This is a genomic window from Streptomyces sp. NPDC006624 (assembly GCF_040611555.1).
Lineage (GTDB): Bacteria > Actinomycetota > Actinomycetes > Streptomycetales > Streptomycetaceae > Streptomyces.
Genome location: NZ_JBEXOM010000004.1, coordinates 199302 through 226240, shown reverse-complemented (window position 1 = coordinate 226240; position 26939 = coordinate 199302). Strand labels below are relative to the sequence as shown.

The window sequence follows — 26939 nt, the reverse complement described above, 5'->3', positions numbered from 1 at the left end:
AAGGACCGTCCGCCGGTGTCGCCGCGGGAGCCCCCGCGCGCCCCCGGTCGGTCAGTCGTGCCCCTCGCGGTGCGTGAACGCGGCGCGCAGGTCGGGTTCGCCGATCGCGCGGACCCCGCGCACGGCCACGGAGGTGAGGTACGTACGGTCGTCGGCGGTGCCGTCCGCGCTCCGGGTCAGCGCGCCGAGCAGCCGCCGCCCGGCCGGGGAGGCCCAGCGCGAGTACGGGTGCACCTCGATGCGCGCGATGGCCAGACAGCTCAGGGTCAGGGCCAGCGGCAGCGCGAACCAGAGCGCCACCAGGTGCCTCGGCATGTCCGGCGGGACCGGTGCCAGCAGCGCGACGACGCCCAGGCCGGACACGGCCACGGCCGCCCAGCGCACCTGCCGGACGGCCGCCGCGACCGTCGTGCGGTCGCTGTCGGGCACCGCCAGCCCCGCGCGCACCAGCCCGTCGGCGATCCCGCGCACCGCGTCCGCCGCCGCGGCGGAGGCCCGCACCGGCGCGATCCGGGACTGGCCCCCGGGCCCGATCGCCCCTATGACCGACCGCTCCATCTCGTCCCGCCCGCGCGGGTCGACGACCGTCGCCCAGCCGGTGTGGGCCAGCAGCAGGCGCCGCTGGCGCGCCATGGCGACGAGGGTCACGTCGGCCACCCGCCGGGGGCCGCCGGAGAGGAACGCGGCCTCGTACACCGTGAGTTCGCGGACCCGGCCACCGTCCGTGTCGCTGCCCGCGGCGCGCACGGCGGCCAGGCACAGGCGGGTGCACGCCGTGCCGGCCACGGCCCAGGCCGCCAGCAGGAAAAGAACCCAGAGCATATGTTGTTTGTATGTGACACGGTTGCGAAAGCACCATGCCCTGTTCACAACTTCGACGGAGTGTTGTCGGTATGTGACGTTCCGTTTACTGCCCCGGTGGCGGGCGGTAGGCGGGCGGCGGGAGCGTGAAGGTGGCGGAGGGCATGGGGGCCGGGGCGGCCGGGGGTGGGGCGTCGCCGGCGCCGGCCGTGTCGCGCGCCACCGCGTCGTAGTCGACGTACCCCGTGGCCTCCAGGACCTTGATGTGGTCGAGGACGGTCGCGTTGGCGTCGTCGGCGAGGGCGCGCACCAGGGAGTTGCGGGTGCTCGCGCGGACCTGGGCGACGACGGGGAACACCCTGCCGTGCGCCACGCGCAGGAGGGTGGCGAACTGCCGGTCGTACTCCGCGCCCCGGGCCGCGTCGAGCGTGGCCAGCCACTGCTTCTGCTGGGCGCTGGGCTCGTCGGGCAGGTCGAGGTTCAGCCGGGACGCCGTCTGAAGGACCCGCTCGTCCAGGTGCCGGTGCCCCTCGACGAGATGCCGGCCCGCCGTCCGGACCGCGGGCGTGGTCCCCTTCGTCCGGGCCTGCCGTCCCGCCGGTCCCTCCCACAGTCCGGCCAGCCGGACCTTGACGAGGAAGTCCTGGTCGAGGGCGGACAGGGGTCCGTAGCTCGTCTGCAGGGTCTGGGCGCTCAGTGTGTTCGCCGCCGTCCCGGGCCGGCCGGCGAACGACCAGAGCGGGATGAGCAGCGCGGCGAGCGTCGCGGCCAGGCACGTGACGATGAGCCCCGTGCCGCTGATGACGCCTCGGCCCTGGACAGGGGGTCGCGGTCGCATGGTGGTGTCTCCTGGTACGGCACCGCACGCCAGTGCGCTTCGGGTGCGGGGTCGACATCGTACTGCGCGGTCCGTGTCAACTGCCGTAAGGGGACGAATGGTTGCATCTGGGGCAGGCGTGGGCCGCGGTTCAGCGGCGCAGCAGCACCCTGCGGGTGGCGCGGGCCAGCCGCTGGGCGGGGCGGCGCGAGCGGGGCGCGGGGCCCGACCGCTCCAGCCACCACCGCCGCAGCTCCCGCAGGGCGGCGGCGTCCGCGGGCCGCGCCCCCGACAGCAGGTGCTCGGCGAAGGTGAGCGCGTCGCGCCGGTAGCCGCCGGTCATCGGCCGGGTCTGGGCGTAGTCGAGGAAGGCCGACCGGTACTCCCGCCCGAGGATCACCGGCAGCTCGGGCGCGACCTTCGCCACGACGTCCGCCCGCTTCGCGGCCAGCGCCCGCACCTGCACGCCGAGCCGCACCCGGTCGAACCCCTCGGGCGCCGGGGTGCCCGCGACCAGTGCCGACAGCAGCGCGGCCTGGGCGAGCCCCAGCCGCTCCCGTGCCTCCCCGGCGCGACCGGGGTGGGGCAGGCCGAAGACGCCCCGTGTCGCCTCGGCCGCCCCGGTCTCGGTGTCCCGCGACGAGGGGCTGCCCGCTGCGGGCCGCTCGCCGTCGTCGCCGCGGGTCTCGCTGTGCCGCCCGTGCGCCGGCCGCGCCCCGGACCCGTCTCGCGCGGACGCGTCGCCACGCTCCGGTCCCCGGCCGCCGGTCGCGGTCCCCGCCCGCAGCGCGGCGGCGCTCCCCGCCGCGCGGAGCCCGGTCTTCACCCGCTCCACCGCCCCGGCCTCCACGGCCCGGCGGATCGAGGCCAACTCGCCCTCCAGCTCGGCCGGTTCCGGGAAGTTCTCGTCCCGTTCCAGCAGGACGCCCGGAGGCGCCACGCGCGAGGCCAGATCGGTCAGGACGTCCAGGACCGGCCGGGGGACCGGGTGGGCGTGGCTGTCGTGCCAGACGCCGTCGCGTTCGAAACCGCCGGCGACATGGACGTAGGCGATGGCCTCCAGGGGGAGTTCGGCGAGGGCCTTCGCCGGGTCCTCGCCGCGGTTGACGTGGTTGGTGTGCAGGTTGGCCACGTCGATGAGGAGCCGGACGCCCGTGCGGTCGGCCAGCTCGTACAGGAACTGACCCTCCGTCATCTCCTCCCCGGGCCAGGAGAACAGCGCGGCGATGTTCTCGACGGCCAGCGGCACCGGCAGCGCCCGCTGTGCGATGCGCACGTTCTCGCAAAGCACGTCGAGGGCGTCCCGGGTGCGGGGCACGGGCAGCAGATGGCCCGCCTCCAGGTGCGGGGACGCCGTCAGGGCGCCGCCCGCCCGTACGAACGCGATGTGCTCGGTGACCAGCGGCGAACCGAGCGCCTCCACCCGCTCGGCCAGCGCGGCCAGACGGCCCTCGTCGGGCCGGTCCGCGCCCCCGAGGCCCAGGGAGACGCCGTGCGGCACCACGGTGACGCCGCGTTCGCGCAGCCGCTGCAGCGACTCGGGCAGATGTCCGGGGCAGACGTTCTCGGCCACGGCCTCGACCCAGTCGATCCCCGGCATGCGCTCCACGGCGTCCGCGATCTCCGGCCGCCACCCGATGCCCGTCCCCAGTCGCTCCATCGTCCCCCTCCTCCGCCCGTCCGGATCCTCGAACGTGAGGGGGGTATGGCCCAGCCGTCCGGCGGCCAACCCCGACCGGCCCGGCTTCAGAGCAAGATTTGAGGTTCGGCGCTTCCGCGGCCGGCTACAGCGGGCGCGCGGAGCGGTAGCTGAACAGCGACCAGAGGACGAACAGGCCGGTCACGATCATGATGATCGACCAGAACGGCTGGTACGGCAGCCACATGAAGTTCGCGATCAGCGCCAGACCGACCACGACCGCGCCCGCCACCCGGGCCCAGGGGGAGCCGGTGAACAGGGCGAACCCGGCCGCCACCACGAGCACGCCGACGATCAGGTGGATCCAGCCCCACGCGGTCAGGTCGAACTCGAAGACGTAGTCGCCGAAGCTCGTGTACACCTCGTCGTCGGCGATCGCCGCGATGCCCTGCAGCACCCCGAAGAGACCGAAGACGATCATCAGGGTGCCGCCGAGCGCGAGTCCCCCGGCCGCCCACGCGTCGCCGGCACCGCCGGAGTCCGGGCCGCCGGGCCGCCGGTCGCCGGGCGCGGGCGGAGCGGGGGGAGGGGGCGCGGCGCTGGTCATGGCTGCCTCCAGGGTCAGGGTGTCCGGTAACCCCACTGGAGCACCCGTCCGCCGCCGCCGCGCCCGCGACTGCTCCGAAAGGGTGACCGGGGAGCCGCCCCGCCCGGGGACCTACCGGCGCAGTGCCGGGTGGTCGGCGACCACGGTGCACGAGCCGGGTGCGATCTCCGTGAAACCGGCGTCGCGCACCAACGGCAGTCCGCTCGACGTCAGTTCGTCCCAGCGCGCCGGGTCGGCCGTCCGTACCGAGAGGGGGAAGCCCGCGTCGCGCCAGGCGGCCCGCTCCTCACCGGACAGCTCCCACCAGGCCAGCTGGGCGGCGTGACCGGCCTGGGCCATCGCCTTGCCGGCCGACATGCCGAGGCCCGGGTTCAGCCACAGCACCGGCGCGGCCGGGTCGGCGGCCACCGGGGGTTCCGGGTCGTCCAGGTCGGTGCCGGAGACCTGGAGCCGGGCCAGGTCCTTGGGCCAGCCGTCCAGCGGGACCGGCGGGAAGACCCGCACCTCGGCCGCCTTGCCGGTGACGGTGATGCCGGGCAGTGCGCCGGCCCGCCGCCACTCGGCGCCGCGGGCCCGCCGCACCACCTTGCGGATCCGGGCGTCCTGCCAGTCCCGCATGACCTGCGCCCACGCGCCGTCGCCCGCCGACCGCTCGTCGGCGAGGATCGTCAGCACGGCGCGGGCCGCGGTCTCCAGCGCGTCGGTGCGCGCCGGCGGGTCCGTCCGCTCGATCCGCACGACCAGCGGCAGCACGAACTGCGGTGCCGCGTCGCGCGCCGAGGGGTCGGACCGGAAGGGGCTGTCGCTCACGGGGGCCGGGTCTTCGCTCACGCGTCCCAGTGTGCCAGCCGGAAGATCGTGCGGACCGGGGCCCGCATCACCCAGCCCGGGCCGGGTGACCGGCGGGCGCTCGCCTCCCGTGCCTCACCTCGAGCAGTGCGCGTTGCCTCCTGTGCCTCCCCCTCCGAGCAATGCGCGTTCACCCGGAGCAGGCCGTGCGCTGCGCCTCCTGCCACTCGCAGACGGGGCACAGGGTGATGCCCTTGTAGGACTCCGGGTACTCCGTGGGTTCCCGGCACAGCACACACTCCGCGTACGGCGGCCCGTCCGCCTTGGGCGGCCTGGTCGCGTCGATCAGGCAGTAGTCGTCCTCGCTCATGCTTCCAGCGTAGGCCGGGCGCGGGGCGCCACCGGGCGGTCAGATGTCCCGGCGCTCCAGCGGCTTGGTCGCCGGTCCCTGGATCACCTTGCCGTCCGTGTCGAAACGGGAACCGTGGCAGGGGCACTCCCAGGCGCGCTCGGCGGCGTTGAAGTCGACCAGGCAGCCCAGGTGCGTGCAGCGGGCGGAGACCGCGTGGAGGGCCCCGTCGTCGTCCCGGTACACGGCGACGCGGTGACCGCCGGCGCGGACCACGGCACCCTCGCCCGGCGGCAGGGACTCCACCGGCGGCGAGGGCCGCAGCCGGTCGCCCACGAAGTGCCCGGCGACCTTGGCCTGGGTCTTGAGGAACGACGGCGCCTCCCGCAGGGCCGGCTTCACCCGGCGCGGGTCGTACAGCGCGCTCCACGCGCACTCCTCGCCGGTGATCTGCGCGGCGAGGAGACGGCCCGCCATCATGCCGCCGCTCATGCCCCAGCCGCCGAAGCCGGTGGCCACGTACGCGTGCCGGGCTCCCGCGTGCAGCGGGCCGACCATCGGCACGGTGTCCGTGGGGTCGATGTCCTGGGTGGCCCAGCGGTGGGTCACCTCCAGGTCAGGGAAGCGCTCGGTGGCCCAGGAGGTGAGGCGTTCGAACCGGGCCCGCGGGTCGCCGGTGCCGGGCGTGAAGTGCTCGCCGGTGACGATGAGCAGCCGCCGGCCCGCGCTCGCGTGGGGCGCCGTGCGCACCGAGCGGGTGCCCTCCTCGGGCGTGATGAACATGCCGTCCGGGTCCCGCTCCGCGGGGATCGTCCCGGCGACGACCAGTTCGCGGCGCGGGGAGAGGCGGGCGAAGAGCAGGGCGCGGTCGAAGATCGGGTAGTGCGTCGCGACGACCACGTCACGGGCCCGGACCGTCGCCCCGGTCGTGGTCGACAGCCGGCACGGCTCGCCCTCTTCCAGACCGAGGACGGTGGTGTCCTCGAAGATCCGCCCGCCGCGCCCGGCCAGGTCGGCGGCGAGGGCCAGCAGGTACTTGCGCGGGTGGAACTGGGCCTGGCCGGTGACCCGGACCGCGCCCGCCACCGGGAAGGGCAGCCCGGTCTCCGTCACGAACGAGGCGGGCAGCCCGGCCTCCGCCGCCGCCCGCGCCTCGGCGCGCAGCTCCTCGGTCCTGCCCTCGTCCGTCGCGTACGTGTACGCGTCCCTGGTCTCCCAGTCGCAGTCGACGCCGAGTTCCGCGGCGATCCCGGCGGCCCGCTCGATCGCCTCGGACTGGGAGCGGGCGTACAGCCGCGCCCCGTCGGGGCCGCGGGTGCGGCGGAGCTTGTCGTAGACGAGTGAGTGCAGGGCGGTGACCTTGGCGGTGGTGTGCCCGGTGACCCCGGCCGCCACCCGTCCGGCCTCCAGGACCGCCACGCTCCGCCCGGCCCGGGTCAGCTCCCACGCCGTGCACAGTCCGGCGATCCCGCCGCCGATCACCGCCACGTCGACGTCCAGGTCCTCGGACAGCGCCGGATGGCGGCCGTCCGGTGCCGTATCGAGCCAGTACGAGCTGCTGACCTGCTGCTTCTCGCTCATGCGGCACCGAGTACCCCGGCCGGCCGGCTTCAGTGTCGGGCGCGCCGCTTTACAGACGGAGCGGGCGGGACTAACGTACAACCAAATGGTTGTAGATGAGCTGAGCGACGAGACGGTGGACCGGCTGTTCCACGCCCTGGCCGACACCACGCGCCGGGACATACTGCGCCGCTGCGTGCGCGGGCGGCTGTCGGTGTCGCGGCTGGCCGAGGCCTATCCGATGAGCTTCGCGGCGGTGCAGAAGCACGTCGCGGTGCTGGAGCGGGCCGGCCTGGTCACCAAGCAGCGCAGCGGACGGGAGCAGCTCGTGCGCACCGACCCCGAAGCGGTGGGCCGCGCACGCCGGGCCCTCGACGAACTCGAGTCGGCATGGCGCGGACGGGTGGACCGGATGGCCCGGCTGCTGGCCGAGGACACCGGAGCCGGAGTCGAAGCCGAAGACCAAGTCCGAGCCCCGGAGAACGACATGACGGAAGGAACCGAGCGATGAGTGTCACCAGTGTCGACAAGGACCTCGACCGCCTCACCCTCACGGTGGTCGCCGACTTCGCCGCCCCGGTCGAGCGGGTGTGGCGGCTGTGGGCCGACCCCCGGCAGCTGGAGCGCTGGTGGGGTCCGCCGACCTACCCGGCGACGGTGGAGGAGCACGATCTGACGCCCGGCGGCGCGGTCACCTACTTCATGACCGGCCCCGAGGGCGACCGGCACCGCGGCTGGTGGCGGATCACCTCGGTCTCCGAGCCGACGTCGCTGGAGTTCACCGACGGCTTCGCCGACGACGACGGCAAGCCCAAGGACGACATGCCGACGATGTCCGTCACGGTGCGCCTGAGCGAGCACGGCGACGGCACGCGCATGGAGATGCGCTCCCTGTTCGACTCGCGCGAGCAGATGGAGCAGCTGGTCGCCATGGGCATGGAGGAAGGACTGAAGGAGGCCCTCGGCCAGATCGACGCCCTGCTGGCGGCCTGAACCACCCGGCCGCCCGACGGTCCCGGCCGGTCCCGGTCGGTCCTGGTCGGTCCCGTGACCGGGCCCTCTTCCGTCCCGTGTCTTCTCCGCGGCGGGGCACCGACCGGTGCTCCGACCGGTGCCCCGCCGCGGACGGGCCCGCACTACCGGTGCCAGGGGCCGGTCACCGCGAACGTGGTGCCGGGCGCGTAGCAGTTGACGTACATCGTGTCGCCGTCGGGCGAGAAGGTCACCCCGGCGAACTCACCCCACTCGGGCTCCTCCGGGGTGCCGGTGTTCTGCCGGTTGCGGGCCATCGCGTAGACCTCGCCGCGCCTGGTCACGCCGTACACGTGCTGGGCGCCGCCGCCGTCCTCGCAGACCATGAGGCCGCCGCTGGGCGCCAGGCAGATGTTGTCCGGGGACTCGCCCGGCAGCTGCACGTCGGTGTCCGCGCCGAAGACGATCACCAGGGTCAGCCGGCGGCGGTCCGGGTCGTAGCGCCAGATCTGCCCGTAGTGGTCGCCCGCCGAGCCCTCCGCGGAGCGCGCGAAGGACGACACGAAGTACACCGACCGGCCGCCCCAGTAGCAGCCCTCCAGCTTCTGGGCGTGGGTGATGCCCCCGCGGCCGAAGTCCTGGAGGCGGATCGGGGTCTGCGCGGCCTGCGGATCCGGTACGTCCACCCACTCGACGCGGTCGAACGAGGTGCCGGTCTCCTGGATCGAGGACAGGTCCGGCACGCCGGGCACGCGCATGGCCTGGAGCCGGCCGCCCGCGCGCAGCGAACCCCGGCCGCCCAGCGGCCGGTCCGGCAGGAAGCGGTAGAAGAGGCCGAAGGGCTTCTCGAAGGCGTCCTCGGTCTCGTACACCACGCCCCGCCGCGGGTCGACGGCGATCGCCTCGTGCTGGAAGCGGCCCATCGCGGTCAGCGGTACGGCTCCCGTGCGGTGCGGGTCGACCGGATCGACCTCGAAGATGAAGCCGTGGTCCTTGGTGTAGCCGTTGGTGCCCGCCTTGTCCTCGGTCTCCTCGCAGGTCAGCCAGGTGCCCCAAGGGGTGGGCCCGCCCGCGCAGTTGACCGCCGTACCGGCGATCGCGACGCGCTCCGACAGGACGCGGTTGCGCGCGTCCAGCGTCAGCGCCGTACAGCCGCCCTTGCCGGCCGGGTCGTAGGTGAGGCCCTCCACCGCGGGGACCGGGACCCGGCCACTGACCCGGTTCTCGTGGTTGCGGACCAGGTGGACCCGGCCGCCGCGGCCCCCGAAGGCCGCCATGCCGTCGTGGTTGGAGGGGACCGCGCCCTCGCCGGAGCGGAGCTGGTCGCCCTCGCGGGAGAGCACCCGGTAGCTGAAACCTTTCGGCAGGTCGAGCAGACCTCGGGGGTCGGGGAGGAGCGGGCCGTAGCCGTGGTGGCCGAGGCCCTGGGCGGCGGCCGTGCCGGCGAAGAGTTCCGGCAGGGCACCGGAGAACGCGATCCCGAGGCCCAGGGCGCCCGCACCGGCGAGCATCTGACGTCGTGTCGCGGAGGGAGCGGTTTCGGTCATGGGACAACCTTCCTGCTGGCGGACAGGGACGGTGATCCCGCTGTGTCTATCACCTGGTGCGGGCCACGGGAACCACGCGCGTAGCACGCGTCACTGCTCGACCGCGTGCCGCAGCGCCTCCATGGCCTTCCTCGCCTCTTCCGTGGCGCCCAGGGCGTCGTCGGCGGATGCCTGCGCGTCCTCCGGCGTCCGCGCGGCCTCCGCTGCCGCCGCTCCCTCCAGCGCCTCCGCACTCTCCAGTGCGTCTCCCTTTGCCAGTTCCTGCGCGCCCTCCAACTCCTGCGTGGCCTCCGCGCCTTCCGGCGCCCGCGCGTCGTCCCCGGCCGACGCCCGCGGGCCCGTCTCGCGGCCCCGCTCCAGGAAGCGCAGCAGCTCCACCGGGATGGGCAGCACCAGCGTGGAGTTCTTCTCCGCCGCCACGGCCATCACCGTCTGCAGCAGCCGGAGCTGGAGCGCCGAGGGCGTGTCCGCCATCTGGTGGGCGGCCTGGGCCAGCTTCTTCGAGGCCTGGTACTCGGCGTCCGCGTTGATCAGCCGGGCGCGCCGCTCGCGGTCCGCCTCCGCCTGGCGGGCCATGGAGCGCTTCATCGTGTCCGGCAGGGAGACGTCCTTGATCTCCACGCGGTCGATGGTGACGCCCCACTCCACGGCCGGGCTGTCGATCATCAGCTCCAGGCCCTGGTTGAGCTTCTCCCGGTTGGACAGCAGGTCGTCCAGCTCGCTCTTGCCGATGATCGAGCGAAGCGAGGTCTGGGCCATCTGCGAGACGGCGAAACGGTAGTCCTCGACGTTGACGACCGCCGCCGCCGGGTCGACGACCTTGAAGTACACCACCGCGTCCACCCGCACGGTCACGTTGTCGCGGGTGATGCCCTCCTGGGCCGGGACCGGCATGGTCACGATCTGCATGTTGACCTTGCGCATCCGGTCCACACCCGGGATGACGGTGGTGAATCCGGGCCGCCGCACGTCCCCGTACAGGCGCCCCAGCCGGAAGACGACCCCGCGTTCGTACTGCTTGACGACCCGGGCCGCCGCGGCCAGATACACCAGACCGCCGGCGCAGACCGCCGCCACCGCCCCGATCAGCTCTGCGACCATGCCGACCTCCTCTGCAGAGGTCTCGTTTCGTCTACTTCTGTAACGATATGCCCCGGATCGGGCTGGCGGCCATGCCTCCGGGACCGGGGCCGGACACGCGTGATCCGGGGCGCGCCGGCTGCGCGCCCCGGACCGGGGACCTCGGGGAGCGTCCTAGGGCGCCGAGACCGTCTCGCCGTCCGGTGCCGCCTGGGCCTGCGTGACCTTCACCGGTTCGGTGCCGGTCGCGCTGTGGCGTTCGGCCCAGCTCTCCAGAGCCGTGCGGCAGGCGTGGTCGAGGTGGTGCAGGCCCTTCAGGTCCAGCTCGACCGGGCGGTCCTGCGGCAGGCTCTCCAGGGCGTCCAGGATCTTGGGCAGCCGCAGGAAGGTCGCGTTGCCCGACAGGTACGCCTGGATGGGGCCGGCGCCCTTGTCTATGATCTCCAGCTTGACGTGCGAGGCCTCCCAGGCGGTCTTCACCACCGACAGGGCCAGACCGATCAGCACGCCCTCGAACATGTTCACCGCGACGATCGACACGGCGGTGACGACCAGGATGAGCGCCTCGCCCTTGTGGCCGCGCCACAGCGCCACCACCTGGCGGAAGGGGATCAGCTTCCAGCCCGCGTGCACCAGGATGCCGGCGAGGGCGGGAATCGGGATCAGGGCCAGCGCCCACGGCATCGCGGCGGCGAACAGCAGCAGCCACACACCGTGCAGCACCCTCGACGCCTTGGTCTTGGCGCCCGCGTTGACGTTGGCCGAGCTGCGGACGATCACCGCGGTCATCGGCAGCGCGCCGAGCAGCCCGCACACGGTGTTGCCCGCGCCCTGGGCGATCATCTCCTTGTCGTACTGGGTGCGCGGACCGTTGTGCAGCCGGTCCACGGCCGCCGCGCTGAACAGGCTCTCCGCGGAGGCGATCAGCGCGAACGCGATGATCGTGCCCCAGATGGCCGGGCCGGCCAGCTCGCCGAAGGCCCCGGCCCCGGGCGGCTGGATGACGCCGAGCAGGCCCTCCACCTCGACCGTGGCCACCTGAAGCCCGAAGACGAGCGTGGCGACCGTGGCCAGCACCACCGCCGCGAGGGCGCCCGGCACGGACCGCACCGCCTTCGGCATCCTCGCCCACAGCACGATGACGGCGATGGTGCCCGCGCCGATCGCCAGCGAGGTCAGGGCCCCGGTGTCGGTCAGGGCGTCGGCGAGGGCGCCCGGCAGTCCCGCGATCTTGCCGATGCCGCTCTCGGGGGCCTTCAGGCCGGCCGCCGCGTAGATCTGCCCGGCGATGATCACCAGACCGATGCCGCAGAGCATGCCCTCGACCACCGAGACGGAGATCGCCCTGAACCAGCGGCCTATCCCGAAGAAGCCCATGGCGAGCTGGAGGAGGCCGGCGAACAGCACGATCACCCCGAGCGCGGCGACGCCGAACTCGCTGACCGCCTCGAAGACCAGCACGGTCAGACCCGCGGCGGGCCCGGACACCTGGAGGCTGCTGCCCGGCATGAGACCGGTGAGGATGCCGCCCACGATGCCCGTGATCAGGCCGAGTTCGGCCGGGACGCCGGAGGCGACGGCCACCCCGACGCAGAGCGGCACGGCGACCAGGAAGACGACTATGGAGGCGAGGAAGTCCTGCCTCAGGTAGGGGAACTTCGACAGCACGGTCACCAGCCCCTTCAGAGCGTCTCGAACGTGTCGGACGCGGCGCGGTGTTCGCGCACGATGCCGGTGTGGACCTCGTAGTACCAGCCGTGCAGGCGCAGTCCGCCCGCGTCGAGGCGCTTCTCGACACACGGGTACGAGCGCAGCCGCAGCAGCTGGGTGAGGACGTGGTTCTGCACGGCCTCGGCGACCGTCGGGTCGGCCGGGTCCGAGCAGGCGGGCTGGTCGGCGGCGTGCGCGAGCCAGTCGCGCACGGCCGGTACGGAGGCGAGGTCGTCGCCGCGCACCACCGCGCCCACGGCGCCGCAGTGCGAGTGGCCGCAGACCACGATGTCCCGCACGCCGAGGACCTCCACGGCGTACTCGATCGTGGCCGCCTCGGAGGTGGGGTGGTCGAGGGTGTAGGGGGGAACGACGTTGCCCGCGGTGCGCAGCTCGAAGAGCTCGCCGGGGCGGGCACCGGTGATCAGGGCCGGGACGACCCTGGAGTCGGAGCAGGTGATGAACAGGACGTCGGGGGACTGGCCCTCGGCGAGGCGGGCGAACTCCTCAGGGCGCTGTCCGAACATGCGGGCGTTGTCGATGAGGGGCTGCATGAGTGTGTGACTCCTCCTGGCGCGCGTGGGGGCGCGTCGGACGGGCATGACAGAGGGTGGGGGGCTGCTCTGCTGCTCAGCAGCGGAAGACCTGCAGCGCCGCCGGGGTGTGCGAGGCCGGGGATCTCGGTGTGCCTCGGTGCGCGGCGCCGGGCCGGGCCGGTTCGTCCGCCGTCGGCTGGATGTGCCTCGGCAGCGGCCGATCGGGCGCGGAGGGCGCGAAGTCGGCGCTGTGGGACCGGTTCCGGTTCCGCGCGGGACCGGTCGGGTCCCCGCGGTGGCCGGCGCGGCAGGTGACGATCTCGTCGCGGAGCACTGTGCCGGAGATCGTGGTTCCGGAGCGCGCGGACGTCCCGGAGGGCTTGGTTCCGGGCTGGGCCTTGGCCTCGACTTGACTGGGCGTGTGCGCGGTTGCGAAGGAAGCCGTCGGTGCGAAGAACTGAAGGGCGAGCAGGAGGGCGGCGAGGAAGGTGAGCACGGTCCGTGCCGTCGCACCTCGGTACATGCGCCCCCCTTCAGCCGGCTCGCAGGTCTGGCGAAGACCAACAGTTGGTCAACGGCTGGTCAAGAAACACGTTAACCCTGCAACGTCGTTTGCAGGGTTAACTTAACGTTTCAAGCTGAAGAGAGCCTGAAAACCGTGGGTGGCTCGGCTGGAACCGGCCCCTTCCTCACGGCAGTTGGCGCGGTGTCGGGCCGATGTTCACGCCCGGTTCGCCAGGGCCCCCGCGTCGCGGGCGAGGGCGGTGAGCCGGGAGATCGCCCGGAAGTACTTCTTGCGGTAACCGCCCTTCAGCATCTCCTCGCTGAACAACCGGTCGAAGGGCAGACCCGAGGCCATCACGGGCACCTCGCGGTCGTAGAGCCGGTCGGCCAGCACGACCAGCCGGAGCGCCGTCGACTGGTCGGGAACCGCCCGCACCCCGGTGAGGCAGACGGCCCTGACCCCGTCGGTCAGCGCGCCGTACCGGCTGGGGTGGACCCGGGCCAGGTGCTCCAGCAGGGCCGGGAACGTGTCGAGGGAGGCGCCCTCGGTGGCGTGCGCCGTCTTGGTCACCAGCTCGTCGGAGTACGGCGGCGGAGCCTCCGGCAGGCCGCGGTGGCGGTAGTCCTCGCCGTCGATGCGCAGCGCGCGGAAGTGGGCCGACAGGCCCTGGATCTCGCGCAGGAAGTCGGCCGCCGCGAACCGGCCCTCGCCGAGCTTGCCGGGCAGCGTGTTGGAGGTGGCGGCGAGTGCGACGCCCGCGTCCACGAGCTTGCCCAGCAGGGTGGAGACGAGGACGGTGTCGCCGGGGTCGTCGAGCTCGAACTCGTCGATGCACAGCAGACGGTGGCCGGACAGGGTCTGCACCGTCTGCTGGAACCCGAGGGCGCCGACCAGGTTGGTCAGCTCCACGAAGGTGCCGAACGCCTTCAGCTCGGGCTCGGCCGGGGTGGCGTGCCAGAGGGAGGCCAGCAGGTGGGTCTTGCCGACGCCGTAGCCGCCGTCGAGGTAGACGCCGCGCGGTCCGGCGGGGGTCTTCTTCGCCGGTTTGCCGAAGCCGAACAGGCGCCGCCTGCCCGGGCCGGTGCCCGCGCCCAGGCCCCCGGCGAAGTCCTCCAGGACCCGGACGGCCTCCGACTGACTCGGCTGGCCAGCGTCCGGTATGTACGTGCCGAACCGTACGGAGTCGAACCGAGGGGGCGGCACCATCTCGGCGACGAGCCGGTCCGCGGGGACGTGCGGCTCGCGGGCGCACAGGGAGAGCGGGGCCGGGTCGGTCACCGGGCCGGTTCCGGAGGCGGCGGGGGAAGAGGACACGGTTCACCATGCTACGGGGCGTGGAACACTGCACGGCATGCGACGCCTGTTCCCTGTGACCGACGAAACAGCAGCTCCGGCCCCGGGCGGCACCCCCGCCGAGGCGGCCGGGGAGTGGAGCCTGGCCGGGCTGGCCGCCGCGTACGCCTATCCCGGGCCCGGTCCCGGGGGGCCGGTGCCGTGGCTGCGGGCGAACATGGTGTCCACCCTGGACGGCGCCGCCCAGCACGAGGGGCGTTCGCAGCCCATCTCCTGCGCCGCCGACATGCGCGTCTTCGGCACGCTGCGGGCGCTGGCCGACGTCGTGGTCGTCGGGGCGGAGACCGTGCGGCAGGAGGGGTACCGGCCGGCCCGGGCGCGCGCGGAGTTCGCGGCGATGCGGGAAGCGGCCGGGCAGCCGCCCGCGCCCGCGATCGCGGTGGTCACGGCCGGCCTGGACCTGGACTTCTCGCTCCCGCTGTTCACCTCGCCCCTGGTGCCCACCCTGATCCTCACCGGCGCCGGGGCCGACCCCGGCCGGGTCGCCGCCGCCGAGCGGGCCGGCGCGCGGGTGGTCACCGCCGGCGACGGCCTCGGCGTGGACCCCGCGAGGGCGGTCCGGGCCCTGGCCGGTCTCGGCCACACCCGGCTGCTGACCGAGGGCGGGCCCCGGCTGCTGGGGCAGATGGTCGCGGCCGGCGTCCTGGACGAACTGTGCCTCACGGTCTCGCCGATGCTCACGGCCGGCGACGCCCAGCGCATCGCCGGCGGCCCGGCCGTCCGGGTCCCGCAGCGCTTCTCGCTGCTGTCCGTGATCGAGGAGGACGGATTCCTGTTCACGCGGTACGGGCGGACCTGAGGTACTGAAGCGCGGGACCCGGGGTACAAGGTGTCGGCGGCCGGACGGCCGACCGGCCGGTACGTCCGGAAACGGGAGCGATGGTCGCCGTCGGCCCGTTCATCGACGGAATATGCCGTTCCGTTTGGGTCGCGGAGGGCACACTGGATCCGGCAGTACCCGTGCGAGCACGGGGCAGGACGGATTCCGCGGGGCCCCACGGCCCACGGAGGAGTGGGGCCGCGAGCCCCCGGAGCAGAAGGGGCGCCTGGTGTTCACAAGCGTTTTGATGATCGAGAAGGCCCTGACGTCCGCCGACGTGGAGTTCGTCACGACCTTGCACGGGGAGGAGGAGGTCTCCTTCCAGGTGCTGCTCCAGCCGCGCGGAGAGCAGGCCGACCGCCTGCTGCGGGCCATCGACGACGTCGCGCTCGGAGAACTCGACGAGGCCGTGCGGGAGGGGGAGACCCCGGAGGGCGAGGAGGCGCTGAGCGTGGGGCAGCGGGCGCTGGAGGTCTCGCTCGCGGCGCTGCGCGCGTCGGGCAGCGCGGCGGAGGGGCGCCTGATCGAGGACCATCCGCTGGACGCGCTGAAGTCCCTGGTGGAGGAGGTCGGCGCGGACGAGGTCATCGTGCTGACCGACCCCCACTACGTGGAGGAGTTCTTCCACCGCGACTGGGCCTCCAGAGCCCGGCACAAGGTGGGGGTGCCCGTGCTGAAGCTGTTCTCGCACAGCAAGGCGTAGCCCCGGGCCGCCGTGGCACGGCCCCGCGCGCTCCTGAAATAGGGTGGGGGCGCTACCTTTCGTCACCCGACCTTGGAGACACGCATGGCACCCGGCCTCCCTACCGCCATGGACCGACCGCACTTCATCGGGATCGGCGGGGCCGGGATGTCGGGGATCGCGAAGATCCTCGCACAGCGCGGGGCCGCGGTGGCGGGCAGTGACGCCAAGGAGTCGGCCACGGCCGAGGCGCTGCGGGCGCTGGGCGTGACCGTGCACATCGGGCACGCCGCCGGGCACCTGGCCGACGACGCCAGCTGCGTGGTCGTGTCCTCGGCGATCCGGCAGGACAACCCCGAGCTGGCCCGTGCCGCCGAGCTGGGCATCCCGGTCGTGCACCGGTCCGACGCGCTCGCCGCGCTGATGGACGGGCTGCGGCCCATCGCCGTCGCGGGGACGCACGGCAAGACCACCACGACCTCCATGCTGGCCGTGGCGCTGAGCGAGCTGGGCCTGCAGCCGTCCTACGCGATCGGCGGCGACCTGGACGCGCCCGGCTCCAACGCGCTGCACGGCGAGGGCGAGATCTTCGTCGCCGAGGCCGACGAGTCGGACCGCAGCTTCCACACGTACGCCCCCGAGGTCGCGATCGTCCTCAACGTGGAGCTGGACCACCACGCCAACTACGCCTCCATGGACGAGATCTACGAGTCCTTCGAGACGTTCGTGGACCGCGTGACCGAGGGCGGCACGCTGGTGATCTCCGCCGACCACGAGGGCGCGCGCGAGCTGACCCGGCGGGTCGCCGGACGCGGGGTGCGGGTGGTGACCTACGGCGAGGCCGAGGACGCCGGCGTGCGCGTCCTGTCGGTCGTGCCGCAGGGGCTGAAGAGCGAGGTCACCGTGGTGCTGGAGGGGCAGGAGCTGACCTTCGCGGTCTCCGTCCCCGGGCGGCACTACGCGCACAACGCGGTCGCGGCCCTGGCGGCGGGCGTGGCGCTCGGTGTCCCGGCGGCCGGGCTGGCCCGGGCGATCGCGGCGTACACCGGCGTGAAGCGGCGGCTGCAGCTGAAGGGCGAGGCCGCGGGTGTGCAGGTCATCGACTCCTACGCGCACCACCCCACCGAGATGACCGCCGACCTGGAGGCGATGCGCGCGGCCGCGGGCGAGTCGCGGATCCTGGTCGTCTTCCAGCCGCACCTGTTCTCGCGGACACAGGAGCTCGGCAAGGAGATGGGCCAGTCGCTGGCCCTCGCCGACGCCTCGGTCGTGCTGGACATCTACCCGGCCCGCGAGGACCCGATCCCGGGCGTCACGAGCGAGCTGATCATCGAGGCGGCCCGGGCGGCCGGCGCCGACGTGACGCCCGTGCACGACAAGGCGGACGTCCCCGCGGCCGTCGCGGGAATGGCGAAGCCCGGTGATCTCGTTCTCACCATGGGAGCGGGCGACGTCACCGACCTCGGCCCGCTGATCCTGGACCGTCTGTCGAACTGAGGGGCTGGAGGGCCATGCCGTACGACGTCGAGAAGCCGGACGAGCAGTGGCGCGCGGAGCTGACGCCGGGCGAGTACGCCGTGCTGCGGCAGGCGGCCACGGAGCCCGCCTTCACCGGTGAGTACACGGACACCAAGACCCGGGGCGTCTACTCCTGCCGTGCCTGCGGAGCGGAGCTGTTCACCTCGGACACGAAGTTCGAGTCCCACTGCGGCTGGCCGTCCTTCTTCGACCCGAAGGACACCGACGCGGTGGAGCTGATCGAGGACCGCTCGCACGGCATGGTGCGCACCGAGGTGCGGTGCGCACGCTGCGGCTCCCACCTCGGGCACGTCTTCGAGGGCGAGGGGTATCCGACGCCCACGGACCAGCGCTACTGCATCAACAGCATCGCGCTGCGGCTGACGCCCCGGGAGGGCTGACGAGGGCCGGGCGGCTCAGCGGACCGGGCACTCCTTCCGGGTGAGGGGCCTGGTGTCGCCCGCGGTGCGGCTGCACACCACACGCGGCTCGGAGGTGCCGTCGCCGGTGCGGCGGACCTCCTTGAGGACGATGCTGTGGCCGGTGCGGTCCCCGTACAGCGGGGCGCGGGTGAAGTCGATGGTGCCGGTGGCCATGCCCTCGATCGTGACGTTGCGCAGGTTCACCCAGGTCGAGGCGCGGCTCTGCGGCCGGTCGTCGCGGGTGGCCGCCCAGAACAGCGCCCGGGTCGCGTCATGGGCCAGGGCGGTCTGGCCGCTCGCCAGGGCGGGACTGTCGTAGCGCAGCCGGTGGCCCCGCAGTCCCGGCAGGTGCCGGGCCGCGTCCAGGTAGAAGGAGGTTCTGGTCGCGGCCGTGCGCAGTTCGGCCAGGGCCGCGTGGTAGAGGGTGACCTTCGGGGCGACGGAGTGGCCGCCGCCGGCGAAGTCCGCCTTGGACAGGTCGTCGCCCGTGAGGATCGCCAAGGGCTTTCCCGCGCAGCCGGGTTCGGTGCCCAGCCGGGTCATCAGGGGGTCGACGTCCTCCACCCGGCCCGCGAAGTAGATCACCGACGGCACCTCGCCGCCCCGGCAGATCTCCTGGGCGTGCGAGCGCAGTTCCGGTTTGCCGCCGCTGAGGGTGTAGCGGCGCTGCTTCAGCAGGGTGAAGCCCTGCCGTTGCAGCATCCGCTGGCCGTAGCGGGCCTGTTCGTCGGTGTAGAGGTCGTCGGTCCGCGCCGTGTCACGGGCCAGGACGAGCGCGTACTGCCGCCGCCCCGGTGTGCGCAACTGGGCGGCTATCAGGCCGAGTTGCCGCGTCTGCCATTCGTCCGTCGCGGCCAGGCTGAACCAGTTGGCGAACTCGCGGGGCAGATAGGTGGCGGAGTTGGTGCCGGAGACGACCGGCAGGCCCGCCTCCATCAGGATGCGCGTGGTCGCCCGGCTGGACTTCAGGTCGCGGCCGGTGCCGACGACCCCCACCACGGTCGGGTCGTGGGCGGCGTACGCGGCGATCGCCTCGGCCATCTGCTCCTGGTGGCCCAGGTCCACGCCGCCGTTGGCGAGCAGGACGCGCAGCTTCACGCCGGAGCTCTCGTTGATGACGGCCTGCGCCAGGTACACGCCGGCCAGTTCCTCGGCGCCCTTCACCAGTGAGGAGCCGGCCGCCGCGTCGGCGCTGAGCGGTCCGGCGTAGACGACGGTGACGTACTTGCCGGGGTGACGGGTGAGGACCTCCTCGTTCTGCCGGGCGATCCGGTCCTCCAGGCCGGTCACCGTCCAGGGCGTCCCGTCGCCGGCGGTGACGGCCGCGACCTCCTGCTCAGGCCTGGTCGCGGGCAGCCAGTCGGAGAAGCGGAGGCCACCGGTCGCTATGCCGATGCACTCCGTGCCGCCGCCGGACGTCTCCATGCGCCGGGTGTCCCGGTTTGCGGTCAGCAGGGACGCCGAGCAGTAACGGTCCTGCAGGGCGTCCGCCCGCATGACGGTCCCGGCGGTCAGCAGCGCGATCACCAGCACCAGGGTGTGCAGCGCCCACACCAGCCGGGCGAACGTCGGACGGGCCGAGGCCCGCCGGTGCGGGTGCCCCTCCTCGACCGGCCCGAGCTGGTCGGACGGCAGCGGGACCTTCATCACCCAGGGCAGCACGGACCGCTCCCGGCTGGGCGACTGCTCGGCCCGCAGGTTGTGCGCCCACTCCCGGTACCAGGTGCGCAGCCGCTCGCCGAACTTGGGCGGCTCGGCCTCCGGCACGGGCGCGGCCCGCACCACGCTGCGCTCCAGCCGCGGTACGTCCTGTGCGGGCACGGCGGCGACCACGAGCAGCGGGTCCAGCTCGCTGCGCCGGCTGCGGACGTCGCTGATCGCCCGGATCAGCTCGATACCGCCGTTGCGGGCGTCCGCGTGCGGCAGGAACAGCACCGGCGGCCGCGGCCGCTTGAAGCCGCGCAGGTCCCAGCTCCAGCGGCGGTGGTTGTCGCGCAGGTCCTCGCGCAGCGCCAGCACGCACAGCTGCAGGTGGAAGTCGCCGCCCGCCTTGAGCGCCTCGGCCACGCCGTACGCCCGGGCCGCGATCGCCTTCCAGGAGCGCACCGGCCGCAGCAGGGACACCTCGGTGGGCTGGTCCTGGTCCGCCGCCCTGAGGAAGGTCGTCGTCATGAACCAGCGGCTCTCCCGGCGCAGCCACAGGAAGATCGGCGCCCGCCCGGGCAGCACGTAGTTCAGGACGGTCAGCAGCAGCAGGAAGACGAGACCGGCCGACACGGCCACGTACCACTCGCTGCGCGCCAGGAGCGCGGCGAGCACGGTCACCAGGCTCGCCGGGAGGATGTGCGCCATGTCGAACAGCGGCAGGCCGGAGCGCCAGCGCGCGGTGTCGCTGGGCCGCCAGCGCTGCTCGGCCAGCTGGTTCAGCAGCCGCTGCCGCTGGTCCTGCCCGGCCTCGGGGCTGCCCTGGACGGGCGCCGGCCAGGTGTCGCCGAGGGCGGCGACCGCGTCCTCGACGGCGTGCACCAGCCGCAGCCGCGGGAAGGCGTAGCGCCGGTAGACCGCCTTCGGGCCGCCCCACTTCTTCGGGTCGCTCAGCGCCCGCACCATGGCCGCGGCCCGGCGCACCTCCGTGGCCCCCTCGTAGGCGTCCTGCGCCACCGCGCAGCGCGTGCCGTGCGCCTCCTGGCCCGTGTACAGCCGCCGTACCAGCCCGGCCACCGCGTCGTCGTCCTCGCCGCGCAGCGCGTGCACGACGAACACCGGCATGGGCGGTTCGGTGCTGGTCCGGAAGTCCTGGATGAGGACCTCCAGCTGGTTCTGCAGGTGCACCCCGGCGCCGGTGTCCGGCGCCCCGTCGTGCCCCCCGGGGCAGTTCGGCGGCATGCGATCGGTGCTCACCATGGGCAACCCCCGTTCACCTTCGGTGACTTACGAGGTTATCCGGTGCCGGTGAGGTGGGAGTGGGCGACGGACGAAGTTCCCGGAGCCGAGACCGAACCGGGACCCGGCGCGGCGGAGGGCCGTCCGCCGTCCCGGGCGGCCGGGGTGACGTACGACGAGTGCGGCAGTCCGCGCGAGCCGCCTCCCGGCACCGGCACGGATCCGCTCCCCGCGCCGCCGGACGCGCACGCCCCGCACCGGGCGGACGCGGTGCGGCCGACGGGCGGTTCGCCTACGCCGACGCGGTGCCGCCCGGGCCGTCGGCTGTCAAGGTGCCTCAGGGGGTGGCCGAGGAGCAACCGAGCGCCCCCGTACGGGAGTTCAGGGCTCCCGCGTGCTGGGCAGGGTCTCAGGGGCGTGGGCCGCGCCGCCCCGGAGGGGGAGCGGGCGGGGCCGTGCCGGCCGGCGAAGGGATGGGAAGCCATGACGTCACCGCTGCCCTCTGGGGAGACGCCGCCGCAGCCGGTGCCGAACCCTCCGGCATCGGTCGCGGTGTTCCTGGTCGTCACGATCGATCCCGGCGGGGAGAGCGCGGTACGGGAGCTGCTGGGCTCCCTCGCGGGCCTGGTGCGCTCCGTCGGCTTCCCCTGCCCCGACGGCGGCCTCGGCTGTGCCGCCGGGGTGGGATCCCGGGCGTGGGACCGGGTGCTCGGCGGCCCGCGACCCGCCGGACTGCATCCGTTCCGGGAACTGGCCGGGCCCCGGCACCACGCCCCCGCCACCCCCGGCGACCTGTTCTTCCACCTCAGGGCGGCCCGCCCGGACCTGTGCTTCGCCCTGGCCGCGGAACTGGTGCGGCGGCTGCGCGGCGGGGTCACCGTGCGGGACGAGACGCAGGCGTTCTCGTACTTCGACTCGCGCAACCTCCTCGGCTTCGTCGACGGCACCGAGAACCCCGTCGGGCAGGCCGCCGTCGACGCGGCACTCGTCGGGGACGAGGATCCGGCCTTCCGCGGCGGCAGTTACGCGCTCGTGCAGAAGTACCTGCACGACGTGGACTCCTGGGACGCGGTCGCCGTCGAGGCCCAGGAGAAGGTGATGGGCCGCACCAAGCTCACCAACCTCGAACTCGACGCGCCCGGCTCCCACAAGGACGTCAACACCGTCCTCGGACCGGACGGGACCGAGCAGCGGATCCTGCGCTCGGCGATGCCGTTCGGCAGGCCCGGGCACGGGGAGTTCGGCACCTACTTCGTCGCCTACGCGCGTACGCCGGAGGTCCCGGAGACGATGCTGCGCAGGATGTACCTGGGCGGCCCGGACTCGGGCCCCGACCCGCTGCTCGACTACTCACGGGCCGTCACCGGCGGCCTGTTCTTCGTACCGCCGGCGGACCTCCTGGCGGCCCTGCCCGGCAACTGACGTGCCGCAGGCAGCCCTTGAGGCACCGGCTCCGCCACGGGCGGCCCCTGAGGCGTCACTTCCGCCACGGGAAAGCCCGGGCTGCGCAGCACCCGTCTGCCCGCGTCCACCGCGAACACCTCGCACCGCTCCCGGCCCGCCGCCCACGGCACGCCCTCGGCGCCCAGCGCGAACGCCGCCGTCGCCACGGTGTCCGCCTCCGTCAGGGTGGGGGACACGACCGTCACGCTGAGCAGGCCCGTGGCGGGACGGCCGGTGCGGGCGTCGAGGATGTGGTCGCCGCGCTCGTAGCGCGCGGACGTCGCGACGGCCCGGTCCGTGAGGTCCACGACCGCGCACAGCCGGTCGGCGCGGTCGGGGTGCCGGACGCCGACGCGCCAGGGACCGCCGACGGCGATCACGTCGCCGCCCGCGTTGAGGCAGAAGCGGCGGGCCCCGGCCGCGGACAGCAGCTCCGCGCCCTTCTGCGCCGCCCAGCCCTTCACCACCGCGCACGGGTCGAGGCCGCGGCCGGGCCGGCGGACGTCGAACGCGCCGCCCGTCGCGATCCGGTACTCCTCGGCCAGGTCCAGGATCTCCCGCAGGTCCGGGCCAGGACCGGCGAGTTCGCCCCGGTCCAGCCGGGACACCTCGCTTTCCGCCCGGAACGGGCTGAACCGCGCGTCGGCCTCGCGCAGCCAGGCGAACAGGTCGTCCACCGGTGCCCCGGGGAAGTCCTCGTCGTCGACGCGGACCGACACGGGGAAGCCCATCACGTGCTCGACGCGCCGCATCCGCTCAGCTCTTCGCGTCGAGGGCGGCCTGGAGCGACTCCCGGTAGCCGTCGCTGGTGACCGTGGCGCCGGAGACCGTGTCGATGTCGGCGCTCTGCGCCCGCAGCGTCTCCTCGATCAGCCGCGGCACGGCCGCCGTGGTCTGCGGGTGGCCGGGCTGCCGGAGCATCCGCACCGAGGCGATCCGGTCGCCCTCGAAGGTGACCTCGACCTGCACCGGGCCCTTCTCGGTGTCGACCGCGGACCCCCGCACGACCGTGGCCGCCGTACCGCCCGACCCCGTGGACGACGAGGCCGAGGGCGTCGGCGCCACGGCCGCGGCCTCGGCGGGGGAGGACGGCGCACCGGCGCCGGGCGAGGGCGCGTACCGCCAGACCGGGATCAGACCCGCGGCGCTCAGCACCAGCACGGGCAGGGCTCGTTTCACGGCAGTCTCCTCGTCATCCGGCCAGGCTGAAGCGTTCGAAATGGATCTGCGACCGGGGCACCCCCAGCTCGCGCAGGCTGCGCAGCACGGCGTTCATCATCGGCGGCGGACCGCACAGGTAGACGTCCCGCTCGGCGATGTCCGGCACCAGCCGGGCCAGTTCCCCGGGCGCCAGCCGGTCCGGCACCGGCGGGCCCGTGACCAGGTGCAGCCCGGCGCCCCTGGCGAGGGCGAGGTCGCGCAGTTCGCCGTGCAGGACGGCGTCCCGCTCGGTGGCGACCCGGTGAATGACGACCGCGTGGCCGTCCAGCTCCTCCAGCAGGGCCCGGACCGGCGTGACACCGACGCCGCCCGCGATGAGCACGGCGTCCGGGCGGGTGCGGTGCAGGGCGGTGAAGGCACCGTAGGGGCCCTCGGCGAAGACGCGCGTGCCGGGCTTCAGGTGCCGCAGGGCCGCGCTGCCGTCGCCCGCGGCCTTGACGGTCAGCCGCAGGGTGCGGCCGTCCGGCGCGGCGGACAGCGAGAACGGGTTGGCCTGCCACCAGCGGTCCCTGGTCAGGAACCGCCACAGGAAGAACTGCCCGGCCCGGGCCGGGAGCCTGTCGAGGTCGCGGCCGGTGACGTGGACCGACACGACGTCGTCGTTCTCGGGGACGACCGCCGTCACACGGAGCCGGTGCCGGGCGTTGCGCCACAGCGGCAGCACCAGCCGGCCCGTGGCCACGCACGCGAGGGCCCCGCCCCACAGGGCGTACCAGTACGCCGTCGCCACGGGCGAGGAGGTGAACGTCGTCCCCGCCGCGACCTGGTGTGTGAACGCCAGCACCACCGCCACGTAGGTGTACAGGTGGACGAAGTGCCAGGTCTCGTAGGCCAGCCGGCGCCGGGCGGCGCGCGCCGAGAGCGCGCCGGTGACGACGACGATCGCCAGCGCGACGATCGCCCGCAGCACCCCCTCCACCGTCCCGGCGAGGTCCACCAGCTGGTCGACCGGGTCCAGGGACGAGGAGGCGGCGTAGCCGAAGACCAGGAACACGGCGTGGGCCAGCAGCAGCCAGAGCACCGCGAAGCCGTTCCAGCGGTGCCAGGACGTCAGCCGGTCCATGCCGATCCGCCGGTCGAACCACGGCAGCCGGGCCACCAGCAGCAGCTGGAACGCCATGAGCAGCGCCGCGTACAGCCCGGCCAGCCGGCCCAGCACGACGAGCGCGTTCGAGGCGAAACCGGCCTGCGCGAAGAACACGGCCACCACGGCCGCGTTGGCGAGCAGGACCGCGTACAGTCCGGTGCGGCCCACCACGCGGGGGCGCACCGCGGGGCGGGCCGCCGTGGGGGGAGGCGGGAGGGTCGTCACGGTCGGCAGCTCCTTGATCGGCTCCTGGGACACCGAGCTTGGCGCGGGGGAGCTGTCGGGAAGCTGTCACCGGACTTTCAAGTGGTTATCGATCCGGCGGGGAAGCGGTGGGCGGCCGGTGCGGCGCGGGAGCCGTGGCGCACTATGAGGGCGTGGAGAAAGTACGACTTCTCGTCGTCGACGACGATCCGCCCATCGCCGACCTCGTCGCGACCGTCGCCCGCTACGAAGGCTGGGAGGCGGTCACGGCGTACACCGGCGAGGACGCGCTGCGGCGGGCCGCCGAGTTCCACCCGGACATCGTGGTGCTCGACCTGATGCTGCCCGGCGTGGACGGCTTCGGCGTCCTGGACCGGCTGCGGGCCTCCGGCACGATGGTGCCGGTGGTGTTCCTCACCGCGCGCGACGGCGTCGCCGACCGGGTCGCCGGGCTCACCCGTGGCGGCGACGACTACCTCGTCAAGCCGTTCGCCGTGGAGGAGCTGATGGCCCGGCTGCGCACCGTGCTGCGGCGCAGCGCCGGACCGTCCTTCCAGCGGTCCGTGCTGCGGGTCGGCGACCTCACCATGGACGAGGACACCCGCGAGGTCCGGCGCGGCGGGACACTGCTGTCGCTGACCCCGACCGAGTACGAGGTGCTGCGCTACCTGATGCGCAAGTCGCCCACCGTGCTCACCAAGGCGCAGATCCTCGACCACGTGTGGGAGTACGGCTTCGGCGGCCGCTCCAACGTCGTCGAACTGGTCGTCAGCCGGCTGCGCCGCAAGCTCGACGACACCGGCGACGGCGCCGCGCCCCTCATCCACACCGTGCGCGGCTTCGGGTACGTGCTGCGACAGGCCTCCGGGTGATCACCCGGCTGAGGCGGGCCTACCGCAGGATGCGCCTGGGCACCCGGCTGGCCCTCGGCCTGGGCGCCCTGTCCCTGGTCGTGTTCGCCGTCGTCGGCACGGCCCTCACCACCGCCATGCGCGACTACCTGTCCGCCCAGCTCGACACCCAGCTCGCGCAGGCCCAGATCGCCCAGTCCAAGAGCATCGCCGACCACGGCACCCTCACCGGCAAGAAGTACTACAGCTGGTTCTACGCCGTGTACGACGTCTCCGGCGGCACGCCCGAGCTGCGCAGACCCGAGGACCCCGCCGATCTGCCCCGGGACGTCGACGACTTCACCGCCCTGGCCCGGGCGCAGACCACCGCGCGGACCGAGCTGCTGCGCACCGAGCACCTCAAAGGCGCCGGCACCTACCGGCTGCGCGCCTGCGAGGTCGAGCCCGGCGTGATCCTGGTCAGCGCGGCGCCCATGGACGACATCGAGGACACGGTCGGGCGGCTCGTCACCCTCCAGGCCGTCACGTTCGCGCTCGCCCTGCTCGCCCTGGTGGTCTTCGGCCGCCGGATGCTGCGCCGCGGCCTGAAACCGCTCAGCGACATGGCGTCCACCGCGCACGGCATCGCCTCCCACGACCTGACCGAGTCGGCGGCCCGGCTGCCGCTGCGCGCCGACGGCCGGGACGGCGGACCGGAGGTGGACGAACTGCGCACCGCCTTCAACACCATGCTGGAGCACATCGACGACTCCCTCGCCGTGCGCGCGGAGGCCGAGCAGCGGCTGCGCCGGTTCGTCGCCGACGCCTCCCACGAACTGCGCACCCCGCTGATGTCGGTGCGCGGCTACGCCGACCTCTTCCAGTACGCCGCCGCCAACGCTCCCGGGGAACGCGACCGGCACCTGGCCCGGCTGCGCGCCGAGGCCGCCCGCATGGGTGTCCTCCTGGACGACCTGCTGCTGCTCGCCCGGCTGGACGCGGCCGAGGTGGAGACCCCGCTGCGGCTGGAGGACGCCGACCTGGTGGAGCTGGTGCACCGGGCCGCGGACGCCTTCCGGGCCGGCCGCCCGGGCCATCCGCTGACGGTGGCGGCCGGTCCGCTTCCGGTGCGGCTGCGCATGGACCCGCTGCGCATCCGGCAGGTCGTCGACAACCTCCTCACCAACGCCGCCGTGCACACGCCCGCCGGCACGAAGGTGTCCGTGGAGGTGAGCACCGGGCCCGGCGTCGCCGAGGTGCGGGTCGCCGACACCGGCCCGGGCATCCCGCCGGGCGACCGGGACCGCGTCTTCGACCGCTTCTACCGTGTCGACAAGGCCCGCAGCCGCGACCGCGGCGGCAGCGGACTCGGCCTCGCGGTGGCGCGGTCCCTGGTCCGTGCGCACGGCGGCCGGATCGCACTCGACAGCGCACCCGGGGCGACGGTGTTCACCGTGCGCCTGCCGCTGAAGGACACGGGCCCCGCGGCCCGGTGACGTGCGCCCTCTAGACTCGACCGGCAACCGCCCGTACGACCACGGCCAACCTTTTCCGCCAACCCGAA

General features: G+C 73.8%; 25 protein-coding genes and 1 pseudogene. 9 read left to right on the top strand and 17 right to left on the bottom strand.

What is annotated here, in order from left to right:
- Positions 1-51 precede the first annotated feature (51 nt).
- The 7 genes from ABZY20_RS09960 to ABZY20_RS09930 all read right to left on the bottom strand — a co-directional run bounded on the left by ABZY20_RS09960 (position 52) and on the right by ABZY20_RS09930 (position 6583).
- Entirely contained in the window at positions 52-822 is a 771-nt protein-coding gene (locus tag ABZY20_RS09960) for a TIGR04222 domain-containing membrane protein (RefSeq protein ID WP_356439205.1), read from the bottom strand.
- An 85-nt stretch (positions 823-907) separates the two neighbouring features.
- Positions 908-1639, bottom strand: coding sequence for a DUF4142 domain-containing protein (locus ABZY20_RS09955; RefSeq protein WP_356439202.1), 732 nt, complete (start codon positions 1637-1639; stop codon positions 908-910).
- A gap of 130 nt (positions 1640-1769) precedes the next feature.
- Positions 1770-3278, bottom strand: coding sequence for a DUF692 domain-containing protein (locus ABZY20_RS09950; protein WP_356439200.1), 1509 nt, complete (start codon positions 3276-3278; stop codon positions 1770-1772).
- A 124-nt stretch (positions 3279-3402) separates the two neighbouring features.
- Positions 3403-3864, bottom strand: coding sequence for a hypothetical protein (locus tag ABZY20_RS09945; RefSeq protein WP_356439197.1), 462 nt, complete (start codon positions 3862-3864; stop codon positions 3403-3405).
- Between the two features lie 111 nt (positions 3865-3975).
- The gene (locus tag ABZY20_RS09940) at positions 3976-4695 is read right to left on the bottom strand and encodes an aminoacyl-tRNA hydrolase (protein ID WP_356439194.1); all 720 of its coding nucleotides are present in this window, start codon (positions 4693-4695) and stop codon (positions 3976-3978) included.
- A 148-nt stretch (positions 4696-4843) separates the two neighbouring features.
- Positions 4844-5023: a hypothetical protein gene (locus ABZY20_RS09935; protein WP_210580844.1), complete on the bottom strand. Its 180-nt coding sequence runs from the start codon at positions 5021-5023 to the stop codon at positions 4844-4846.
- A gap of 39 nt (positions 5024-5062) precedes the next feature.
- A complete protein-coding gene (locus tag ABZY20_RS09930) occupies positions 5063-6583 on the bottom strand; it encodes an FAD-dependent oxidoreductase (RefSeq protein ID WP_356439191.1) in 1521 nt (506 codons plus the stop codon).
- An 85-nt stretch (positions 6584-6668) separates the two neighbouring features.
- On the opposite strand from ABZY20_RS09930, the gene ABZY20_RS09925 reads away from it, so the two are divergent.
- Both ABZY20_RS09925 and ABZY20_RS09920 read left to right on the top strand, forming a co-directional pair.
- Positions 6669-7073 carry a metalloregulator ArsR/SmtB family transcription factor gene (locus ABZY20_RS09925; protein ID WP_356439188.1) on the top strand — a complete coding sequence of 135 codons (405 nt, stop codon included), beginning with the start codon at positions 6669-6671 and terminating at the stop codon, positions 7071-7073.
- Positions 7070-7555 (top strand): SRPBCC domain-containing protein, encoded by a 486-nt coding sequence (locus ABZY20_RS09920; RefSeq protein WP_356439185.1) that lies wholly within the window; start codon positions 7070-7072, stop codon positions 7553-7555. The genes ABZY20_RS09925 and ABZY20_RS09920 overlap by 4 nt, the downstream gene beginning before the upstream one ends.
- A 143-nt stretch (positions 7556-7698) precedes the next feature.
- Here ABZY20_RS09920 and ABZY20_RS09915 read toward each other — a convergent pair whose 3' ends face one another.
- From ABZY20_RS09915 to zapE, 6 genes are all read right to left on the bottom strand, one after another.
- Positions 7699-9081: a PhoX family protein gene (locus ABZY20_RS09915; protein WP_356439182.1), complete on the bottom strand. Its 1383-nt coding sequence runs from the start codon at positions 9079-9081 to the stop codon at positions 7699-7701.
- 90 nt (positions 9082-9171) lie between these two features.
- Positions 9172-10182 carry a slipin family protein gene (locus ABZY20_RS09910; RefSeq protein ID WP_356439180.1) on the bottom strand — a complete coding sequence of 337 codons (1011 nt, stop codon included), beginning with the start codon at positions 10180-10182 and terminating at the stop codon, positions 9172-9174.
- A gap of 153 nt (positions 10183-10335) precedes the next feature.
- Entirely contained in the window at positions 10336-11838 is a 1503-nt protein-coding gene (locus ABZY20_RS09905; protein ID WP_356439668.1) for a SulP family inorganic anion transporter, read from the bottom strand.
- Between the two features lie 5 nt (positions 11839-11843).
- The gene (locus ABZY20_RS09900; protein WP_356439177.1) at positions 11844-12425 is read right to left on the bottom strand and encodes a carbonic anhydrase; all 582 of its coding nucleotides are present in this window, start codon (positions 12423-12425) and stop codon (positions 11844-11846) included.
- Between the two features lie 76 nt (positions 12426-12501).
- Positions 12502-12930 (bottom strand): hypothetical protein, encoded by a 429-nt coding sequence (locus tag ABZY20_RS09895; RefSeq protein ID WP_356439174.1) that lies wholly within the window; start codon positions 12928-12930, stop codon positions 12502-12504.
- Positions 12931-13128: 198 nt separating this feature from the next.
- Positions 13129-14226, bottom strand: a complete 1098-nt coding sequence (gene zapE, locus ABZY20_RS09890) for a cell division protein ZapE (protein WP_356439171.1) — start codon at positions 14224-14226, stop codon at positions 13129-13131.
- A 37-nt stretch (positions 14227-14263) separates the two neighbouring features.
- Between zapE and ABZY20_RS09885 the strand changes: the two genes are divergently transcribed.
- The 4 genes from ABZY20_RS09885 (at position 14264) to msrB (ending at position 17686) form a co-directional block, all read left to right on the top strand.
- Positions 14264-15064, top strand: coding sequence for a pyrimidine reductase family protein (locus ABZY20_RS09885; RefSeq protein ID WP_356439168.1), 801 nt, complete (start codon positions 14264-14266; stop codon positions 15062-15064).
- Between the two features lie 250 nt (positions 15065-15314).
- Positions 15315-15788, top strand: coding sequence for an indole-3-glycerol phosphate synthase (locus ABZY20_RS09880; RefSeq protein WP_309094948.1), 474 nt, complete (start codon positions 15315-15317; stop codon positions 15786-15788).
- 84 nt (positions 15789-15872) lie between these two features.
- The gene (murC, locus tag ABZY20_RS09875; RefSeq protein WP_356439165.1) at positions 15873-17264 is read left to right on the top strand and encodes a UDP-N-acetylmuramate--L-alanine ligase; all 1392 of its coding nucleotides are present in this window, start codon (positions 15873-15875) and stop codon (positions 17262-17264) included.
- Positions 17265-17278: 14 nt separating this feature from the next.
- Complete coding sequence (gene msrB, locus ABZY20_RS09870) at positions 17279-17686, top strand: peptide-methionine (R)-S-oxide reductase MsrB (RefSeq protein ID WP_356439162.1); 408 nt, start codon at positions 17279-17281, stop codon at positions 17684-17686.
- 15 nt (positions 17687-17701) lie between these two features.
- On the opposite strand, the gene ABZY20_RS09865 is transcribed toward msrB, so the two are convergent.
- On the bottom strand, positions 17702-20611 hold the full coding sequence (locus ABZY20_RS09865) for an ABC transporter substrate-binding protein (protein WP_356439159.1): 2910 nt from the start codon (positions 20609-20611) through the stop codon (positions 17702-17704).
- 462 nt (positions 20612-21073) lie between these two features.
- Here ABZY20_RS09865 and ABZY20_RS09860 point away from each other — a divergent pair, with 462 nt between their 5' ends.
- Positions 21074-22012, top strand: a complete 939-nt coding sequence (locus tag ABZY20_RS09860) for a Dyp-type peroxidase (RefSeq protein ID WP_356439156.1) — start codon at positions 21074-21076, stop codon at positions 22010-22012.
- Positions 22013-22074: 62 nt separating this feature from the next.
- Here the strand turns inward: ABZY20_RS09860 and ABZY20_RS09855 are convergent.
- From ABZY20_RS09855 to ABZY20_RS09845, 3 genes and pseudogenes are all read right to left on the bottom strand, one after another.
- Positions 22075-22785 (bottom strand): annotated as a pseudogene (locus ABZY20_RS09855) (FAD:protein FMN transferase); the annotation flags it as partial.
- A gap of 4 nt (positions 22786-22789) precedes the next feature.
- On the bottom strand, positions 22790-23212 hold the full coding sequence (locus ABZY20_RS09850) for an FMN-binding protein (protein ID WP_356439153.1): 423 nt from the start codon (positions 23210-23212) through the stop codon (positions 22790-22792).
- A gap of 13 nt (positions 23213-23225) precedes the next feature.
- A complete protein-coding gene (locus ABZY20_RS09845) occupies positions 23226-24566 on the bottom strand; it encodes a ferredoxin reductase family protein (RefSeq protein WP_356439150.1) in 1341 nt (446 codons plus the stop codon).
- A gap of 152 nt (positions 24567-24718) precedes the next feature.
- On the opposite strand from ABZY20_RS09845, the gene ABZY20_RS09840 reads away from it, so the two are divergent.
- Together ABZY20_RS09840 and ABZY20_RS09835 are read left to right on the top strand one after the other, a co-directional pair.
- Positions 24719-25417 carry a response regulator transcription factor gene (locus ABZY20_RS09840; RefSeq protein ID WP_356439147.1) on the top strand — a complete coding sequence of 233 codons (699 nt, stop codon included), beginning with the start codon at positions 24719-24721 and terminating at the stop codon, positions 25415-25417.
- Positions 25414-26871 carry a HAMP domain-containing sensor histidine kinase gene (locus ABZY20_RS09835; protein WP_356439145.1) on the top strand — a complete coding sequence of 486 codons (1458 nt, stop codon included), beginning with the start codon at positions 25414-25416 and terminating at the stop codon, positions 26869-26871. The genes ABZY20_RS09840 and ABZY20_RS09835 overlap by 4 nt, the downstream gene beginning before the upstream one ends.
- Positions 26872-26939: the final 68 nt, after the last annotated feature.